Here is an 18609-nt window from a genome sequence, read left to right as displayed (position 1 = left end):
CGCGGCGGCAACGCGGCAGGCCCAAGGCATGTCGCCCAGAAGTGTATAGCGGTTTTGGGACAACGACATGCATGAAACAAGGCTGCGAGCCGCGATGCGGCTCAGTGTTTTTGCAGCGACCGGCTCTCCGGGATCGAGGTCAGCAATGTCTGGCGCGCCGACTTCAAATGCTTGCGGCAAGCGGCGTCGACCTTGCCGAGATCGCGTGATTTCAGCGCTTCTATGTAGACCAGATGCTCACCGATCGCGACTTCGTTGCGCTCGCGTTCCTGCGCCTTGTTCCACTGGTAATGGTAGTGGAAGATCATGGCGATGACATCGTAGAAATCGACGATGAAGCGATTGCGCGATGCCCGGTGGATCAGCCGGTGGAAGCGCTCGTCGAGTTCGGAGAACTCGGTGAAGCGGGCGGCTATGTCGTTTGCCAGCTGGCGATGCTCGTCTTCCAGGCGGTCGAGATCGGTCCAGACTGCGCTGTCCTGCGGTAAAGCGGCAAAGGCGGCCGCCGAGCGCAGTTCGAACATCTCGCGGATTTCGGTCAGCTCCAGCGCGAAGGCGCGCGTAAAGCCCTTCAGCACCCAATGACTGTTGCGACGTTTCTCGATCAGGCCGAAGCGGGAGAAGCGGATCAGGAACTCGCGCACGCTGGTGGTGCCAACGCCGATCTCGCGCGCCAGTTCGAGTTCGTTGATCTGCATGCCGGCTTCGGCACCGCCGGCGAGCAGCCGACGCATGAACGACCGTTCGATGATCTCGGCCAGCGTGTCTGTCTCTTCCTCGGGGAAGAAATCATCGGGAAGCGGTTCGCGCAGCACCGTCTTGGCGCGCTTGTTCCAGGCGATCAGCCCGGTCTCTTCCATGCGCGCGAGAATGGTGCGCACCGTGGTCCGGCTGACGCCAAGCAAGGTGCCCAGTTCCGGCTCCGAAGGCAGGCTGCGCGTTTCGTCGAGCAGCCGCAGGCAGCGGTTGTAGGCATCCTTGTAGACGTTGTTGCTCTTCGACATCCCTGACCCGTTGCACGCCGTCGCTTGCAGCGGACGGTTTGAAGCGCAATATGACGTTCGCATGGCTCTGAGAAGCGAAATTGCTTCCCGGAACAACCCGGAGACATGCGGAACTCCCCACGAAAAAACAATTGACGCAAAACTGTTTTTTCACGATAAAAGACAATATCTCTAAACAGGCGCGTGTCAATCCGCCCCGCGCAACCCAGGATCACCCAGGAAACCGCCCGTGAACGCCTCCAACTGCATTCTTCTGTCCCCCGCCGACAATGTCGCCGTCGCCAACGGCCGCATCGAGATCGGCACCGCGCTGCCGGGCGGTGCCGTCGCCAGTGCGCTGATCGAGCCCGGCCACAAGGTGGCGATCAAGCCGATCGCCGCCGGCGAGGCCGTGGTGAAATACGCCCAGGCGATCGGTCGCGCGACACAGGACATCGCAGCCGGCGAGCACGTGCATTCGCACAATCTGGTTTTCGAATCCGGCCGCTTGCCGGTCGTGCCGCCGAGCGAGGCCGAGCACGCGACGGAGGCCGACCGCGCCCGCACCTTCATGGGCTATCGCCGCGCCGATGGCCGCGCCGGCACGCGCAACTTCATCGGCATCGTCGCCAGCGTCAATTGCTCGGCCACCGTCTGCCATTCCATCGCCGATACCGCCAACCGCACGCTGTTGCCGAAATACCCCGGCATCGACGGCTTCGTGCCGATCGTGCACGGCCAGGGCTGCGGCATGAGCGGCACCGGCGACGGCATGATGGTGCTGCACCGCACGCTTGCCGGCTATGCCCGCCACCCGAATTTCGGCGGCGTGCTGATGGTCGGCCTCGGCTGCGAGGTCAACCAGCTCACCCTCTACGGCCAGAAGGGCGTCGCTGCCGGCAAGCGCCATTTCAACATCCAGGACGCCGGCGGGTCGCGCAAATCGGTGGAAAAAGCGATGGGCGTGCTGGCCGAGATCGCCGAGGAAGTCGGCCAGTTGAAGCGTGAGCCGATCCCGGTCAGCGAGATCGTCGTCGGCCTGCAATGCGGCGGCTCCGACGGCATGTCGGGCATCACGGCCAATCCGGCGCTGGGCGCGGCTGTCGACATCCTGGCCGGCGTCGGCGGTATCGGCATCCTCTCCGAGACCACGGAAATCTACGGCGCCGAGCATCTGCTTGCCTACCGCGCGGCAACGCCGGAGATCGCGCAGAAGCTCGACGGCTTCGTGAAGTGGTGGGAGGACCACGTCGCCAAGCATGGCGCCTCGATCGACAACAATCCCTCGCCCGGCAACAAGCGCGGCGGCCTCACCACCATCCTGGAGAAGTCCCTCGGTGCGGTCGCCAAGGGCGGCCAGACGCCGCTCAACGGCGTCTTCGGCTACGCCGAAAAAGTCACCGGCAGTGGCCTCGTGTTCATGGATACGCCTGGCTACGACCCGGTTTCGGCGACCGGCCAGGTGGCGGGCGGCGCCAACGTCATCGTCTTCACCACCGGCCGCGGCTCCTGCTTCGGCTGCCGTCCGACGCCGTCGATCAAGGTCGCCACCAACTCGACCATGTACCACCAGATGGAAGAGGACATGGACGTCAATTGCGGCGTCATCGCCTCGGGTGAAAAGACCATCGCCGGCATGGGCCGCGAGATCTTCGAACTGATCGTCGAAACGGCTTCCGGCCGCAAGACCAAGAGCGAGGACTTCGGCTACGGCGACAACGAGTTCGTGCCCTGGCATCTGGGCGCAACACTTTAGATTTTACTGATATAAAGTAGACTGCGCGCCGGTCAGCGGCGGGCAACGGGGAGGTTTTGCATGGAAAAACGCCGTATCGGTCGGACAGCTCTGGAGGTCACCGAAGTCAGCTTCGGCGGCGCCGCACTTGGCGGCCTTTACCGCGCCTGTTCGCGCGAAGCGGCGATGGAGACGCTGCAGGGCGCCTGGGATGCCGGGCTGCGCTATTTCGACACCGCACCCTTCTACGGTTTCGGACTGTCGGAGCGCCGCTTCGGCGACTTCCTGCGTTACAAGCCGCGCGATTCCTATGTGCTGTCGACCAAGGTCGGCCGGCTGTTTCGCCCGGTGCCGGACGATCAGGTTCCCGATCACTCCTATGTCGATCCGCTGCCCTTCGCGCTCGACTACGACTATTCCTATGACGGCATTATGCGGTCGGTCGAGTTCAGCTATGCGCGGCTTGGCCTAAACAGGATAGACATCCTGTTTGTCCACGACATCGGCGCCTACACCCATGGTATCGAGAAGACCAAGCTGCATTTTCGCGACCTGATGGATGGTGGCCTCAAGGCACTCGAAGAGCTGAAACGGACTGGCGTCATTTCCGCCTATGGGCTTGGCGTCAACGAGGTGCAGATCTGCCTGGACGTGATGCGCCGGGCGCCGCTCGACTGCATCCTGCTTGCCAGCCGCTATTCCCTGCTCGACCGCAGTGCCGAAGCGGAGTTGCTGCCGCTATGCCGGGCACAGCAGACCTCCTTGGTCATTGGCGGCGTGTTCAACTCCGGCATCCTGGCGACCGGCCCGGTGCAAGGCGCACATTTCGACTACCGCCCCGCCAGCCATGACGTGCTCGACCGCGTCGGCGCAATGGAAAGGATCGCCGCCGAGGGTGGCTATCCGCTCGCCGCCGCAGCGTTCCAATTCCCCTTGCATGAAGCTGCCGTCGCCACCGTACTGACCGGCACCGCCAAGCTGGCAAATCTGACGCGCAACCTCGAGCTGCTCGACATCGACGTACCGGAAACGGAATACGCCAAATATCGTCCCTACACGCTGGTGCAGGAGCTGGCGTGAAACGTCATGTTCTTGCGGCACATGGAGGAATGGATATTCCATATTGACGAATTGGTGGAATTAATATTCCATACGTTCCCAGAACGGAACGGAAGCGTGACGGCGCCAATGGGAGAACAGGGCGGGGGATCTGCCTCTGCCAGACCTCGCAACGACTGGTCAAACACCGCTTGCATCGATCTGTTCGATGCACTATCAAAACAGGGCAACTGTTTTTTATTGATAAAGTTCTGTTTGGGACCGCGCCTATCCGAACGGAGCTTCCGTATCGTTCACCGGGCGACTTAGGGAGGAAACCTCATGAAATTCGTGACCAGCATTCTCAACCGCCGCGCCGTCATGGCGCTGGCAGCAGCTTCAATGCTCGCCGGCGTCATGCATTCGGCGCCGGTTTCGGCGGCGGACGTCACCATTCCGATCATCGTCAAGGACACCACGTCCTTCTACTGGCAGATCGTTCTGGCCGGCGCCCGCAAGGCCGGCAAGGATCTCGGCGTTAACGTGCCGGAACTCGGCGCCCAGGCTGAAACCGACGTCAACGGCCAGGTCTCGATCCTCGAGAACGCCGTTGCCAGCAACCCGGCGGCCATCGTCATTGCGCCGACCGAGTTCAAGGCGCTCGGCAAGCCGATCGATGAAGCCGCTGCCAAGGTCAAGGTCATCGGCATCGACTCCGGCGCCGACTCCAAGGCCTTCACCTCGTTCCTGACCACCGACAACGTCCAGGGCGGCCGTGTCGCTGCCGACGGCCTCGCAGCCGCCATCGGCGCCGCCAACGGCGGCAAGATCGAGGGCGACGTCGCCCTGATCACCAACGCACCGGGCGCCGGCTCGCTTGAGCAGCGCAAGCAGGGCTTCACCGAACAGCTGGCCGCCAAATATCCGGGCCTCAAGCTGGTTGCCGACAAATATGCCGACGGCCAGGCCACCACCGGCCTCAACATCGCCACCGACCTGATCACCGCCAACCCGAACCTCAAGGGCATCTTCGCTTCCAACCTGATCATGGCGCAGGGCGTCGGCCAGGCCGTCGCGGAAAACAACCTTGGCGGCAAGCTGGCGCTGGTCGGTTTCGACAGCGACGAGAAGCTGATCAAGTTCCTCAACGACGGCGTCATTTCCGCCCTCGTCGTCCAGGATCCGTACCGGATGGGCTATGACGGCATCAAGACCGCGCTCGCCGCCTCCAAGGGCGAGAAGGTCGAAGCCAATGTCGACACCGGCGCCAACCTGGTGACCAAGGACAACATGAAAGACCCCAAGATCGACGCGCTGCTCAATCCGAAGCTCTGAGCCGTCGCATCCGCAATCGTCTCCGGGGCACCTCGCCCCGGAGACACAAACTGCCGCACAAACGGCTTGGCAATCCGCACGCCTGAGCCAGGCTGTTTTCGAGGCATATCCCTGCCTCGCCGCGTGCCAATCGTGAGGCCAGCCTGGGAAGCCAATCCGGGAGGCCAATCTGGGAGGATTGTCATGATTTCGACGGCGCAGGAACTGCATCCCGCACCCGTTCTGGAACAGGGGCGGACTATCCTCGAATTGCGCGGGCTGGAGAAGCGCTATCCCGGCACCCACGCGCTGAAACCGGTCGACCTCGCCTTCAAGTCCGGTGAGATCCACGCCATCGTCGGCGAAAACGGCGCCGGCAAATCCACGCTCATCAAGCTTCTGACCGGCGTCATGCCGCGCACCTCCGGAGAGATTGTCTGGGAGGGCCAGCCGGCCGCCCTGGCGACGCCGCACGAGGCGATGGCGCTCGGCATCAATGCCGTGCACCAGGAAGTCGTGCTGTGCCGTCACCTGACGGTCGCCGCCAACATGTTCCTCGGCGAGGAGAATTCGCGCTTCGGCATCCTGCAGCAGCGCGCCATGGTCAGGCAGGCGCAGACGATCATCGACGACCTAGGCTTCGACCTGCCGGCGCATGTCACGCTCGGCGACCTGACCATCGGCCAGCAGCAGCTGATAGCCGCCGCCCGCGCCACCGTGCGCGGCACCAAATTCCTGATCTTCGACGAGCCGACCGCCTACCTCACCCGCAAGGAGGCCGACCAGCTCTTCACGCTGATCCGCCGTCTGAAGGGCGAAGGCGTGACGATCATCTACATCAGCCACCGCATGGAGGAAGTGTTCGAACTCGCCGACCGGGTATCCGTGCTGCGCGACGGCACGCTGGTCGGCACCCGCAACATCGCAGAGACCAACGATGCCGAACTGGTCAAGATGATGATCAACCGCTCGATCGAGCAGGTCTATCACAAGGAGCATTTCACGCCGGGCGCCGCCATCATCGAGGCGAAAAACCTGTCCGGCAAGGGCTTCGAAAATGTCTCGATGACGGTCCGCGCCGGCGAGATCGTCGGACTCTATGGGCTGATTGGCGCCGGACGCAGCGAGTTCGTCACCACGCTCTACGGCCGCCACCGCAAATCCGCCGGCCAGATCCTCTGGGAAGGCAAGGAGGTACAGGTCAATTCCGAACATGACGCGATCAAGCTCGGCATGGCGCTGGCGCCGGAGAGCCGCCGCGACCAGGGCCTCTGCCTCAACCTGCCGGTCGGCTTCAACCTCAACCTGCCGATCTACAAGCGCATCTCGAACAATCTGCTGATTTCGAGCACGCAGGAGAAGACGCAGGCCGATCGCCAGATCGCCGATCTGCGCATCAAGACACCGACACGTGGGGCGCTGGCATCCAGCCTGTCGGGCGGCAACCAGCAGAAGATCGTCATCGGCAAATGGCTGGCGCACGGCGCCAAGCTGTTCATCTTCGACGAACCGACCGTCGGCGTCGATGTCGGCACCAAGGCCGAGATCTACCGCCTGTTCGGCGCGCTTTTGTCAAAGGGCGCCGGCATCATCCTGATCTCGTCCTATCTGCCGGAAGTCTATGAACTCGCCGATACGCTGCATGTGTTCCGGCGCGGCAAACTGGTGGCGACGCACGGTTTTCACGCCGCCAGCCACGAGGATATTCTCACTCAGGCGCTCGCCGAGAAACAAGAAAAGCTGGGAGGACAGATATGAGCACCGAGGCGATCGCCGTCGAAAAACCGAAGCGCAACTATAATGTCCTGTTCGGGCTGACGCTATTGGCGCTGCTGGTTCTGCTCTGGATCCTCCTCTCCGTGACGACGACGAGCTTCGCCTCGGCCAACAACATAGCCAATCTCCTGCGCCAGGGCTCGATGATCGCCATCATGGCGGTCGGCCAGACCTTCGTCATCATCACCGGCGGCATCGATCTGTCGGTCGGCGCCGTGGTCGGCTTCGCCACCGTGGTCGTGGCCATGATGATCAATGCCGGCTTCCCCATCTGGCTCGCCATTCTGGTGACGCTGCTGGTCGGTGTCGCCATCGGCATGTTCCACGGCTTCGGTATCGTCAAGATGGGCCTGCCGCCCTTCATCATCACCCTGGCGACGTTGACCTCGCTGCGCGGCATCGGCCTTTTGATGACCAACGGCAATTCGATCAACATCAACAGCGACACCTTCACCGCCTTCTCGCGCAATTCCTTCATCGGCATCCCCAACCTGTTCTGGATGGTGATCCTGGTCGGCATTCCGGCCTATATCTTCCTGCACCACAGCCGCTGGGGCAGATACCTGTTTTCGGTCGGCTCCAACGCCGAGGCCTCGCGCCTGTCCGGCGTCAATGTCCAGCGCACCATCTACATGGCCTACACGCTGTCGGGCCTGTGCGCCGCCTTCGTCGGGGTGCTGCTGGCCGCCCGCATCGGCATCGGCAACCCGACGCAGGCCGAGGGCTGGGAACTGCAGGCGATCGCGTCGTCGGTCATCGGCGGCACCTCGCTGTTCGGCGCCGTCGGCTCGGTGCATGGGCCGCTGCTCGGCGCCTTCATCCTGGCCACCATCAACAACGGCGCCAACCTGCTCAACGTCAACTCGTTCTGGCAGCGCATCATCACCGGCGCGCTGATCATCATCATCGTCTACTTCGACGGCCTGCGCCGCCGCGGCAAGTAGCGACCCCGCAATCAACCGCCGGTCCGCCACACCAACGGGCCGGCGATTTCATAACTGGATTAGCGCATGAAAGCCGTCCTCTGCCGTTCGCCCGGCGATCTTGTCCTTGAAGACCGGCCCGCACCCGAGACACCGCCTCCCGGCTGGGCGCTGGTGGCGGTCAGCCATGTCGGCATCTGCGGCACCGACTACCACATTTTCGAGGGCAAGCACCCGTTCCTCGCCTATCCCCGCATCATGGGTCATGAGGTCTCGGGTACCGTGATGGAGACCGGCGAAGGCGTCGAACTGGCCATTGGTGAGCCCGTCGTCGTCAACCCCTATCTTTCCTGCGGCAAGTGCATCGCCTGCCGGCACGGCAAGCCCAATTGCTGTGTCAGGATCGAGGTGCTTGGCGTGCATCGCGACGGCGCCATGTGCGAACGCATCCTGGTGCCGGCGCAAAATCTCTATCCGGCCAACGGCCTGTCGCTGGCCGACGCCGCCGCCGTCGAGTTCCTGGCCATCGGCGCGCATGCCGTGTGGCGCGCCCGCGCCGACCCCGGCGCCCGCACGCTGGTCATCGGCGCCGGCCCGATCGGGCTCGGCACCGCCATCTTCGCCCGCATCGCCGGGCTCGACGTGACGCTGCTCGACATGAGCAGTGAAAGGCTCGCCTTCGCTGCAAACGAGCTTGGTTTCCAGACGCTAGACGGCTCGCGCGGCGCGGTGCCCGATCTGATCAGGGAAGCGACATCAGGCGAAGGCTTCGATGTCGTCTTCGACGCCACCGGCAACACCCAGTCGGTGCAGTCGGCCTTCGCCCATGTCGCGCATGGCGGAACGCTGGTGCTGGTCTCCGTCGTCAAGGACGATATCAGCTTTTCCGACCCGGAATTCCACAAGCGAGAGATGACGCTGATCGGCAGCCGCAACGCGCTGCGCGCCGACTTCGATCATGTCGCCGCCTCGATCCGCAACGGGGCCGTACCACTGGCCAAGCTCGTCACACACCGCACCACACTCGCCGCCACGCCGCGCGATCTGGCTCGTTGGGCGCATGAGAAATCCGGCCTGATCAAGGCTGTGATCGAGGTGGGGTTATAACATGGCAGCCGGCGAACCCAGCCCGAACTGACGACGCCCGAGCCAGGTCGACCCCCACTCCGTCTCGGCTTCGCCGAGCCACCTCTCTCCCGATCGACGGGGTAGAGGAAGGGCGCGAGCCTATTGCTGCCAACGCTCTTCAACCAGACTCCCTGCTTCTCCCGCCACCAAGCGTGGCGCCCTTCCTCTCCCTCCGGAGGGGGGAGAGCGACTATCTGGGGTGTCAAGTTGCACTCGCGAACTCGTTGCGCGCATCGCGTGCTTTTGCATTGAGGATGACGAGGAGTTTTCTGGCGAGTGCGATGCGGATGAGCATTTTTGGCTTTCCCGCCTGTTGCATCCGTTGAGCGAAAGCTTTGAGATTGGGATCGAATTTGGCCACGATGGCTGCGACGATGAAGAGGATGCCACGCGGCCCGGCGCGTCCGCCGCGCACATGCCTGTTGCCGGTGCGCTTGCCGCTATCGTTGGCGAAGGGAGCGAGGCCTGCCAGCTTGGCGATGGCCTTGTTGGAGATGAGGCCGATCTCGGGCAGTTCGGCCATCAGGCGGGCGACGGTGCGTCCGGCCACGCCCTTCAGCGAACGAAAGGCCTGCTCCAGCCTGGCCCACAGCGGATCGTCATCGATCATCGAGGCAATCTCGCCTTCCAGGCGCCGTTGCTCGCGCTTGAGGAAGGCCAGCATCGCCTCGATGCTGGCGCATACCTCGGCGTCGCGTGCGGCACTTCTACGCTGCTTGTTGATGGTCGCATCGCCGACAATCTGGCAAAGCCGGCCAACCAACGCGGCAAGCCGCTGCTGGGCGGCGCTTGGCGGTGGCGTCGGCACAGTGTTCTTGACTGCGCCGTAGTGGGCGATGACAGCGGCGTCGATCCTGTCGGTCTTCTCAAGATAGCCCATCGCCTCGGCGAAACGGCGCACGCTCTTGGCATTGACCACGCCGCACGGCATGCCGTGCGCCCACAAGAGCATGAATCCCAGCCGTTCATAGCCGCCCGATACCTCCATCACCGCAAGGGCTGCGTCATGGCTGCGGCAGAACAGCCAAAGAGCTGCGATCCCCGCCGCGTCGTTGGCGAAGCGCGCTGCCGCTCCGCCAGGCCAGACATGCGCGTCCAGCCAATCTTTCGAAACATCAACTCCACAAATAATCCTGTTCACGGTAACCTGCCTTGTGCGTACGGTTGGAACCAAGCGACTGTTCGGTCGTGCGTGATGAAGGCGAAGATCCCAAGCTCTCCCGCGGCTGTAACCTCAGGTGGTACGGGCGACTTCGCCAAGCCAAGGTCCGGGCGGCCACCCGGACCTTGGCTCAATCGCTCTAATCCCACGAAATCTCTCTCGTGTAGATACAAGGTGGCTCGGCGAAGCAGCGACGGAGTGGGGGAAGGCGGTCCTCAATCGCCAAGACGCAAGTGAGCGCGACCGAGCTGGTCTGATATCAGCGTGAGTCAGATAAATCACGGTCTCGTATAAGCCCGTCACTCCCTACAGCGCCGACAGCTTCAGCTCCACCCGTTCGGCCGGGAAGCGCGACTCGGAAAACTGGATCGGCTGGCCGTCCGGCGTGACGTTGACGGCGACCGTGACCAGTACGATGGCGCCCGGCTGCAGGTCGAGGTCGGCAAGGTCCGCCGCATCGGCATGGCGCGCCGACAGCACGGTCGATTGCCTGAGATAGTCGTCTATGCCGAACCGCGCCAGCGATGCGGTGATCGAGCCTGTTTCCGCCATCGCGGCATCGATGCCGGCAAAGCGCCGGGCCTCGAACCAGCCGGCAGCGCGCGACACCGGCCGTCCGTCGGCTTCGCCGCGCGTTTCCAACCGGATCACATCGGCTCCCTTGGGAAGACCCAGTCCCTCGGCGACGCGCTGGCTGGCCGGCTCGACCGACGAGGCGAGCAGGACGATGTGCCGTTCCGTCGTTTGCCCTTGCAGCCCTGTCGAAAAACGTGTGCGCGCCCCGATCGGATAGGACAGCCGCTTGCGCGACAGTACGAAGGTGCCGCGCCCCTGCTCGGCCCGCAGCACGCCTTCCCTTACAAGGGCTGATATGGCGTTGCGCACCGTGTGACGGTTGACGCCATAGCGTTCTGCCAGCGCCACCTCCGGCGGCAGCGCTGCATTCTCCGTGAAATCGCCGATGGCGATCGCATGCAGGATCTTGTCGGCGATCTGCCGCCACAGCGAAACGCCACTGCGCCGCTCGATGCTGTCCGCTAACAGCCGCCCGACCATCATTGCCCCAACCTTCCAGCGCCCAGTCTTCTATCGCTGTCATCCACCCGTCATGGACACGCGTTAGATAATAGATATAATTTGTATAGTTGTCTACATCAATAGACAAATTAACAAAGAGGAATGCTGCTGATGCGAGGACAGGAAGCCCGCGACCAGGCCGAGCGCAAAGCCGCCATGGCAACCCTTACGCAATCCAGCGGCGATGACATCGTACGGCTCTGGAATGAGGCCGGACTGCCTTCGGACGCCGAGCTGTTGCGCGGCCCCGAAACCGGCCTTGTCACCCTGCGCGGCCGCATCGGCGGCGGCGGCGCCCCTTTCGCTGTCGGCGAGGCGACCGTCACCCGCGCCACGGTCAGGCTACCCACCGGACAGGTCGGCCATTGCTATGCGCTTGGCCGCGACAAGCAGAAGGCGAAGCTGGCGGCTATCGCCGACGCCCTATGGCAGGACCCTGCCCGCCGCAATGAGGTCGAGACCGGACTGATAGCGCCTCTGCGGTCGGCTCTGACCATGGCGCACGAAAAACGCCGCGCCGAGACGGCGGCAACGAAGGTCGATTTCTTCACCATGGTTCGCGGAGAAGACTGATGGACGCAGCTGTGCAATCGATCGAGGGCGGGTTCGCCGATCCGGTCTTCAACGCCCAGACCGTGTTCCGCGCCGTGATGGACGCAATGGCGCGGCCGGGCAGCGTGCAGCCGCTGCCGGCCTTCGCCCGCCCGCCGGCGCCGCTCTCGGCTACCGCCGGCGCCATAGCGCTGGCGCTGTGCGACAACGACACGCCGCTCTGGCTCGACCCGGCTTTGCAGGCCTCCACCGCGATCAGATCCTGGCTTGGTTTCCATACCGGCGCGCCATTGGCCAACACACCGGCCGATGCGCATTTCGCCTTGATCGCCGCACCTGCCGAGATGATGGCGCTCGATGGCTTTTCGCAGGGCACGCAGGATTATCCCGACCGCTCGACCACGCTGATCCTGCAGGTCAGCGATCTGGTCTCCGGCACGCCGCTATTGCTCGAAGGTCCCGGCATCGAAACCAGCGCCACGATCGCGCCGGCGCAGATGCCACGCCATTTCGTCGAGCAGTGGAAGCAGAATATCAAGCGCTTTCCGCGCGGCGTCGACATCATCCTCGCCACATCAGGCGGCATTGCCTGCCTGCCGCGCACGACGCGCATCAAGACGATGGAGGCGTAAGATGTATGTCGCGGTAAAAGGCGGCGAAGCGGCAATCGCCAACGCCCACAGCCTGCTGGCCGACCGCCGGCGTGGCGACCGTTCGGTGCCCGCCCTGCGCCTCGACCAGATCGTCGAGCAGCTGGCGCTCGGCGTCGACCGGGTGATGAGCGAAGGCTCGCTCTATGATCGTGAACTGGCCGCGCTCGCCATCGTCCAGGCGCGCGGCGACATGATCGAGGCGATCTTCCTGGTGCGCGCCTATCGCACCACGCTGCCGCGCTTCGGCTACTCCAGGCCGATCGACACCGCCAACATGCTGGTCGAGCGGCGCGTCTCGGCGACCTACAAGGATCTGCCCGGCGGGCAGTTGCTCGGACCTACCTTCGACTACACCCACCGGCTGCTCGATCCCGAGCTTGCCGCCGGCGCCGATGTCGCCGAGCCCTTGCTGCGCGAGACGGAAGCGCAAGCCATGCCGCGCGTCTCGGCGATCCTCGCCCGCGAAGGCTTGATCGAACCGGATGGCGACATGCCGCAGGACCATGTCCCCGGCGACATCACCCGCGAGCCGCTCGAATTCCCGATGGCGCGCGACATCCGCCTGCAGGCGCTGTCACGCGGCGATGAAGGATTCCTGCTGGCGCTCGGCTATTCCACCCAGCGCGGCTATGCCCGCAACCACCCCTTCGTCGGCGAGATCCGCATCGGCGAAGTCGAGCTGGAGCTCGACGTGCCCGAACTGCCCTTCGCGGTGCCGCTCGGCACTGTCCGCGTCACCGAATGCCAGATGGTCAACCAGTTCAAAGGCTCGGCCAAGGCGCCGCCGCAATTCACCCGCGGCTACGGCCTGGTCTTCGGCCAGAGCGAACGCAAGGCGATGGCCGTGGCACTCTGCGACCGGGCGCTGCGCGCGAAAGAGCTCGGCGAGGATGTCGTCGCCGCGGCCCAGGACGAGGAGTTCGTCATCTCGCATTCCGACAATGTCCAGGCGACCGGCTTCGTCGAGCATCTGAAGCTGCCGCACTATGTCGATTTCCAGGCCGAACTCGATCTCGTGCGCCGCATGCGTGCCGAATATGACGCCCGCCAAAACCCCGTGAAGGTCGAAGAGAAGCGGGAGGCCGCGGAATGATCGAGGGCCTTTCCCACATGACCTTCATCGTCCGCGATCTCGAGCGGATGACCGAGATCCTCGAGAGCGTGTTCGACGCACGCGAAGTCTATGCCAGCGACGCCAGGCAGTTCTCGCTGTCGCGCGAAAAATTCTTCCTGATCGGTGACATCTGGGTCGCCATCATGGAGGGCGAACCCTTGCCGGAGCGCAGCTACAACCACATCGCCTTCAAGATCGATGACGCCGATTTCGACCGCTATGCCGAGCGCATCGGCAGGCTCGGCCTCGATATGCGCCCGCCGCGCCCGCGCGTCGAGGGTGAAGGCCGCTCGATCTATTTCTACGACGAAGACAACCACATGTTCGAACTGCACACCGGCACGCTCCATGAGCGGCTGGCGCGCTATGCCAGGGGATCGGAGGCTGCGGAATGAACTTAGTGCCCGACGCCACCATGGCCGCCACCATCGTGGGAATGACCGCCATAGCCGTCATACCCGGAGTAATCACCATTGCCGACGCCCACGGACTCACCTTGAGAGCCTTCTTTGGGGCCGGGCAGAATCATGCGCCGAAGGAAGAAGAGAACGACGCCGGCGAACACCACCAACAGAATTCCGAGATGCATCCATCCGGTCGAGTTCATCTGAATTCGCCCCTGTATCCGCGTCCTGGACGCCAATTCGATAGCACAATGTGGATGTGATCGCCATGACCGACATCGCCACCTACAACTTCGCCTATCTCGACGAGCAGACCAAAAGGATGATCCGCCGGGCGATCCTCAAGGGCATCGCCATTCCCGGCTACCAGGTGCCGTTCGCTTCGCGCGAAATGCCGATGCCCTACGGCTGGGGCACCGGCGGTGTCCAGGTCACCGCTTCGATCATCGGCCCGGACGATGTGCTGAAGGTCATCGACCAGGGCGCCGACGACACCACCAATGCGGTGTCGATCCGCGCCTTCTTCAAGAAAGTCGCCAATGTCGCGGTGACGACCGACACTGCCAGCGCCACCATCATCCAGACCCGTCACCGCATTCCCGAGCATCCGCTGACGGCGGCCCAGGTGCTGGTCTACCAGGTGCCGATCCCCGAACCCCTGCGCTTCCTCGAGCCGCGCGAGACCGAAACGCGCAAAATGCACGCGCTGGAGGAATATGGCCTCATGCACGTCAAGCTCTACGAGGACATCGCCAGGCACGGCCGCATCGCCACCACCTATGCCTATCCGGTCAAAGTCGAGGGCCGCTATGTGATGGACCCCTCGCCGACGCCGAAATTCGACAATCCCAAGATGCACCGCTCGCCGGCCCTGCAGCTGTTTGGCGCCGGCCGCGAAAAGCGAATCTACGCGGTGCCGCCTTTCACCGAAGTGGTCAGCCTCGACTTCGAGGATCATCCGTTCGAGGTCCAGACCTTCGACCAGCCCTGCGCGCTGTGCGCGGCCGAGAACGTCTATCTCGACGAAGTCATCCTCGACGACCATGGCGGTCACATGTTCGTCTGCTCCGACACGGACCATTGCGAGAAGCGGCGGGCGGACGGCCATCGCGGCCACCTTGCCCCGGAAACCCATCCTGCCTCGGAAAAAATGGAGCCGGCGCAATGACCGACGAACCGCTGCTGCGTGTCGCAGCACTTTCTAAATTCTACGGTTCGCGCGTCGGCTGCGACAACGTCTCCTTCGACCTGTGGCCGGGCGAAGTCCTGGCTGTCGTCGGCGAATCCGGCTCCGGCAAGACGACGCTGCTCAACTGCCTGTCGACCCGGCTGCTGCCGAGCTCCGGCACCGCCAGCTACCGCATGCGCGACGGCCAGTTCCGCGAGCTCTACCGCATGAGCGAGGCCGAGCGCCGCTTCCTGATGCGCACCGACTGGGGTTTTGTCCATCAGAACCCCGCCGACGGCCTGCGCATGACGGTGTCGGCGGGCGCCAATGTCGGCGAGCGGCTGATGGCGGTCGGCGACCGTCACTACGGCAGGATCCGCGCCACCGCCGTCGACTGGCTGTCGCGCGTCGAGATCGACGAGGACCGCATCGACGACGAGCCCCGGGCCTTTTCCGGCGGCATGCGCCAGCGCCTGCAGATTGCCCGCAACCTCGTCACCGGGCCGCGCCTGGTGTTCATGGATGAGCCAACAGGCGGCCTCGATGTCTCGGTGCAAGCCCGCCTGCTCGACCTGCTGCGTGGTCTGGTCACCGATCTCGGTCTGGCGGCCATCGTCGTCACCCACGACCTTGCCGTGGCGCGGCTCTTGTCGCAGCGCATGATGGTGATGAAGGACGGCCGCGTCGTCGAAAGCGGCCTCACCGACCGCGTGCTCGACGATCCCCGCGCGCCCTACACGCAATTGCTTGTTTCCTCGATTTTGCAGGTTTGACGATGGCGCCAAGGCACCCCCCTCTGGCCTGCCGGCCATCTCCCCCTCAAGGGGGGAGATTGGCTATCGTCCTCGGTTTCGCCACTCTCCAACGTTGCAGAACAAGCGCAACGAGAAAGCTGCCGATCTCCCCCCTTGAGGGGGAGATGCCTGGCAAGGCAGAGGCGGGCGTTGGCCCGCAAACGAACGACAATTGGAGGCCCTTCTGATGGCAACCCCCCTCGTTGTCTCCGATGTCGCCAAGAGTTTCACCATGCACCTGCGCGACGGCATCAAACTGCCTGTTGTCGCCGGTGTCTCGTTCTCGATCAGGGCTGGCGAATGCACCGTGCTCGGCGGTCCTTCCGGTGCCGGCAAGAGCTCGATCCTGAAGATGCTCTACGGCAACTACGCCGTCGACGAAGGCCAGATCATCGTCACGCATGGTGATGGGCTGATCGACCTCGCCACCGCCAGCCCGCGCACCGTGCTGGCCATACGCCGGCAAACGATCGGCTATGTCAGCCAGTTCCTGCGCACCGTGCCGCGCGTCTCGGCGCTCGACGTCGTCGCCGAACCGCTGGTCGAGCGCGGCGAGGATCGCGAGATTGCCCGCGGCAAGGCGCGCGCCTTGCTGGCGCAGCTCAACCTGCCGGAGAAACTCTGGGCCTTGCCGCCTGCGACCTTCTCCGGCGGCGAGCAGCAGCGCGTTAACATCGCGCGCGGCTTCATCACCGAGCATCCGATCCTGCTGCTCGACGAGCCGACAGCCTCGCTCGATGCCAGGAACCGCGATGTCGTGATCGAACTCATCGCCGCCAAGAAGGCTGCAGGTGTCGCCCTGCTCGGCATCTTCCACGACCACGACGTGCGCGAGGCGGTTGCCGACCGCATCATCGACGTCACCGCTTTCGCGCCCGGAAAAATCGCCGCATGACCAGGAAATTATCCGAGACGCCGTTGATCCATCCGACGGCGGAGGTGCAGAACTCGACGCTCGGCCGTTGGACCGAGATCGCCGACCGCAGCCGGGTCTCGGAAAGCGAACTCGGCGACTATTCCTACATGATGCAGGACTGCGCCGTCTGGTGCGCGACGATCGGCAAGTTCGCCAACATCGCGGCCAGCGTGCGCATCAACGCCACCAACCACCCGACCTGGCGGCCGACGCTGCACCATTTCACCTATCGCGCCTCCGATTACTGGGACGATGCCGAGCACGAGACAGAATTTTTCGCCCAGCGCCGCGCCAAGCGGGTCACCATCGGCCACGACACCTGGCTTGGTCACGGCTCGACCATCCTGCCCGGTGTCACCATCGGCGATGGCGCCGCGGTCGGCGCCGGCGCTGTCGTCTCGAAAGATGTAGCGCCCTATACGATCGTCGCCGGCGTGCCGGCAAAGCCGATCCGCGAGCGCTTCGATCGCCGCACGGCCGAACGCTACCAGGCGCTCGCCTGGTGGGACTGGGACCACGCAAGGCTGCGCGCTTGCCTTGAGGACTTCCGTGAGCTGTCCGCAGAGGCATTTCTGGAGAAGCATGGTTGACGCGAATGGTGCTTTCATCGAACTAATAATCACCCAACCCAGAGCCATGGAGCATATGTGACCTTTATTGTCGTAATACCTCTTTTCATTGGACTGGGGTTGGTCGCGTTGGGAATTTTGGTGATTAAGCTTGCAGCTAAGCGTTGGAGGCAATTCCGACGTTGGCTCTTCAATAACGTTGATGATATTAGGCTGTGTTTTGTTCACGGCGGCGATAGCTCCACTCTATATGCTGTGGGTCCTTGCGCAACTTACAGGTAAGCCAGGCTGACAAGCTAAGGCCTGTGGAGCGTAACAAAACTGACATCATCGCGACACGGCAGGTTCATGTGGCTGCGTTAGGCGAGAGCCTGACGATCAATGGTCCCGGACTGGAACCTGCCCCCATGCCAGCAAATTCCGCCACGCTCGAAATCCGCGGTGTCACCCGACGATTTGGCAAGAACACTGCCGTCAGCGACATCAACATCGCGATCCCGCAGGGTCAGATGGTTGGCGTCATCGGCCGTTCGGGCGCCGGCAAATCAACCCTCCTTCGCATGATCAACCGTCTCATCGATCCCAGCCAGGGGTCGATTTTTTTTGACGGCGCCGAGGTCTCGAAGCTGAGCGGCTCGCCGCTGCGGCGCTGGCAGCGCGACTGCGCCATGATCTTCCAGCAGTTCAACCTGGTGCCGCGCCTCGACGTGCTGACCAATGTGCTGCTCGGCAAGCTGAACCACCGTTCGACCATCACCAATCTGTTCGGCATGTTCTCGCGCGCCGAATGCGCCGAGGCGGTCGCGGCACTCGAGCGGCTCGACATCGCCCGCACCGCCCTGCAACCCGCCGGCACCTTGTCGGGCGGCCAGCAGCAGCGCGTCGCCATCGCTCGTGCCATGATGCAGCAGCCCAGAGTGATCCTCGCCGACGAGCCGATCGCCTCGCTCGACCCGCTCAACGCCAAGGTGGTGATGGATTCGCTGCAGGACATCAATCTGCGCGAAGGCATCACCGTCGTCACCAATCTGCACACGCTGGACACCGCCCGCACCTACTGCAACCGCATCATCGGCATGGCTGCCGGCAAGGTCGTCTTCGACGGCCCGCCGGAAGAGCTCAACCGCGAGGCGGTGCGCCTCGTCTACGGCGCCGACAGCAATGGCCAGGAAATCTCCGAGGCCATCACCTCGACCAGCGTTGCCTTCAGCCGAAAGATCGCCGCATCCGCCGGACCGCTCGAGCCCGCATTCCCGGGATATTGAGAGCGGTTGGGATCGCCAGCCCACGTCAAGGGCACCTG

19 protein-coding genes are annotated in these 18609 nt (G+C 63.7%); 15 read left to right on the top strand and 4 right to left on the bottom strand.

Annotated elements, in window-relative coordinates; genetic code table 11:
* Positions 1 to 101: 101 nt before the first annotated feature.
* Positions 102 to 1004 (bottom strand): GntR family transcriptional regulator, encoded by a 903-nt coding sequence (locus tag AC0NIL_RS08845; RefSeq protein WP_013529532.1) that lies wholly within the window; start codon positions 1002 to 1004, stop codon positions 102 to 104.
* Positions 1005 to 1233: 229 nt separating this feature from the next.
* Between AC0NIL_RS08845 and AC0NIL_RS08840 the strand changes: the two genes are divergently transcribed.
* From AC0NIL_RS08840 to AC0NIL_RS08815, 6 genes are all read left to right on the top strand, one after another.
* Positions 1234 to 2739 (top strand): UxaA family hydrolase, encoded by a 1506-nt coding sequence (locus AC0NIL_RS08840; protein WP_013529531.1) that lies wholly within the window; start codon positions 1234 to 1236, stop codon positions 2737 to 2739.
* 60 nt (positions 2740 to 2799) lie between these two features.
* Positions 2800 to 3798, top strand: coding sequence for an aldo/keto reductase (locus AC0NIL_RS08835; RefSeq protein WP_275954533.1), 999 nt, complete (start codon positions 2800 to 2802; stop codon positions 3796 to 3798).
* A gap of 300 nt (positions 3799 to 4098) precedes the next feature.
* The gene (locus AC0NIL_RS08830) at positions 4099 to 5091 is read left to right on the top strand and encodes an ABC transporter substrate-binding protein (RefSeq protein ID WP_013529529.1); all 993 of its coding nucleotides are present in this window, start codon (positions 4099 to 4101) and stop codon (positions 5089 to 5091) included.
* A gap of 183 nt (positions 5092 to 5274) precedes the next feature.
* A complete protein-coding gene (locus tag AC0NIL_RS08825; protein ID WP_064995547.1) occupies positions 5275 to 6828 on the top strand; it encodes a sugar ABC transporter ATP-binding protein in 1554 nt (517 codons plus the stop codon).
* Complete coding sequence (locus AC0NIL_RS08820) at positions 6825 to 7790, top strand: ABC transporter permease (RefSeq protein ID WP_013529527.1); 966 nt, start codon at positions 6825 to 6827, stop codon at positions 7788 to 7790. Before AC0NIL_RS08825 ends, AC0NIL_RS08820 begins: the two co-directional genes overlap by 4 nt.
* A 66-nt stretch (positions 7791 to 7856) precedes the next feature.
* The gene (locus AC0NIL_RS08815; protein WP_473572594.1) at positions 7857 to 8876 is read left to right on the top strand and encodes a zinc-binding alcohol dehydrogenase family protein; all 1020 of its coding nucleotides are present in this window, start codon (positions 7857 to 7859) and stop codon (positions 8874 to 8876) included.
* Positions 8877 to 9099: 223 nt separating this feature from the next.
* Here AC0NIL_RS08815 and AC0NIL_RS08810 read toward each other — a convergent pair whose 3' ends face one another.
* Both AC0NIL_RS08810 and phnF read right to left on the bottom strand, forming a co-directional pair.
* Complete coding sequence (locus tag AC0NIL_RS08810) at positions 9100 to 10038, bottom strand: IS110 family RNA-guided transposase (RefSeq protein WP_473572595.1); 939 nt, start codon at positions 10036 to 10038, stop codon at positions 9100 to 9102.
* 327 nt (positions 10039 to 10365) lie between these two features.
* Positions 10366 to 11115 carry a phosphonate metabolism transcriptional regulator PhnF gene (gene phnF / locus AC0NIL_RS08805; protein ID WP_164755509.1) on the bottom strand — a complete coding sequence of 250 codons (750 nt, stop codon included), beginning with the start codon at positions 11113 to 11115 and terminating at the stop codon, positions 10366 to 10368.
* A 132-nt stretch (positions 11116 to 11247) separates the two neighbouring features.
* Here phnF and phnG point away from each other — a divergent pair, with 132 nt between their 5' ends.
* The 4 genes from phnG to fosX are packed head-to-tail and all read left to right on the top strand — an operon-like array spanning position 11248 to position 13850.
* A complete protein-coding gene (gene phnG / locus AC0NIL_RS08800) occupies positions 11248 to 11709 on the top strand; it encodes a phosphonate C-P lyase system protein PhnG (RefSeq protein ID WP_473572596.1) in 462 nt (153 codons plus the stop codon).
* On the top strand, positions 11709 to 12320 hold the full coding sequence (gene phnH, locus AC0NIL_RS08795) for a phosphonate C-P lyase system protein PhnH (RefSeq protein WP_127367098.1): 612 nt from the start codon (positions 11709 to 11711) through the stop codon (positions 12318 to 12320). The genes phnG and phnH overlap by 1 nt, the downstream gene beginning before the upstream one ends.
* Position 12321: 1 nt before the next feature.
* Positions 12322 to 13434: a carbon-phosphorus lyase complex subunit gene (locus AC0NIL_RS08790; protein WP_064995545.1), complete on the top strand. Its 1113-nt coding sequence runs from the start codon at positions 12322 to 12324 to the stop codon at positions 13432 to 13434.
* The gene (fosX, locus tag AC0NIL_RS08785; protein WP_127366811.1) at positions 13431 to 13850 is read left to right on the top strand and encodes a FosX/FosE/FosI family fosfomycin resistance hydrolase; all 420 of its coding nucleotides are present in this window, start codon (positions 13431 to 13433) and stop codon (positions 13848 to 13850) included. The genes AC0NIL_RS08790 and fosX overlap by 4 nt, the downstream gene beginning before the upstream one ends.
* Positions 13851 to 13852: 2 nt before the next feature.
* On the opposite strand, the gene AC0NIL_RS08780 is transcribed toward fosX, so the two are convergent.
* Positions 13853 to 14062 (bottom strand): hypothetical protein, encoded by a 210-nt coding sequence (locus tag AC0NIL_RS08780; protein ID WP_063169036.1) that lies wholly within the window; start codon positions 14060 to 14062, stop codon positions 13853 to 13855.
* A gap of 65 nt (positions 14063 to 14127) precedes the next feature.
* Here AC0NIL_RS08780 and AC0NIL_RS08775 point away from each other — a divergent pair, with 65 nt between their 5' ends.
* From AC0NIL_RS08775 to phnC, 5 genes are all read left to right on the top strand, one after another.
* The gene (locus AC0NIL_RS08775) at positions 14128 to 15027 is read left to right on the top strand and encodes an alpha-D-ribose 1-methylphosphonate 5-phosphate C-P-lyase PhnJ (protein ID WP_473572597.1); all 900 of its coding nucleotides are present in this window, start codon (positions 14128 to 14130) and stop codon (positions 15025 to 15027) included.
* Positions 15024 to 15800 carry a phosphonate C-P lyase system protein PhnK gene (gene phnK / locus AC0NIL_RS08770; protein ID WP_013529518.1) on the top strand — a complete coding sequence of 259 codons (777 nt, stop codon included), beginning with the start codon at positions 15024 to 15026 and terminating at the stop codon, positions 15798 to 15800. Before AC0NIL_RS08775 ends, phnK begins: the two co-directional genes overlap by 4 nt.
* Before the next feature lie 208 nt (positions 15801 to 16008).
* Complete coding sequence (phnL, locus tag AC0NIL_RS08765) at positions 16009 to 16716, top strand: phosphonate C-P lyase system protein PhnL (protein ID WP_473572598.1); 708 nt, start codon at positions 16009 to 16011, stop codon at positions 16714 to 16716.
* Positions 16713 to 17327 carry a DapH/DapD/GlmU-related protein gene (locus tag AC0NIL_RS08760; RefSeq protein WP_473572599.1) on the top strand — a complete coding sequence of 205 codons (615 nt, stop codon included), beginning with the start codon at positions 16713 to 16715 and terminating at the stop codon, positions 17325 to 17327. Before phnL ends, AC0NIL_RS08760 begins: the two co-directional genes overlap by 4 nt.
* A gap of 386 nt (positions 17328 to 17713) precedes the next feature.
* A complete protein-coding gene (phnC, locus tag AC0NIL_RS08755; RefSeq protein ID WP_027161293.1) occupies positions 17714 to 18571 on the top strand; it encodes a phosphonate ABC transporter ATP-binding protein in 858 nt (285 codons plus the stop codon).
* Positions 18572 to 18609: the final 38 nt, after the last annotated feature.

It is taken from the genome of Mesorhizobium sp. WSM1343, assembly GCF_055901535.1.
Note: the sequence above shows the minus strand (reverse complement) of the source record. Positions and strands in the feature narration are given on the sequence as shown.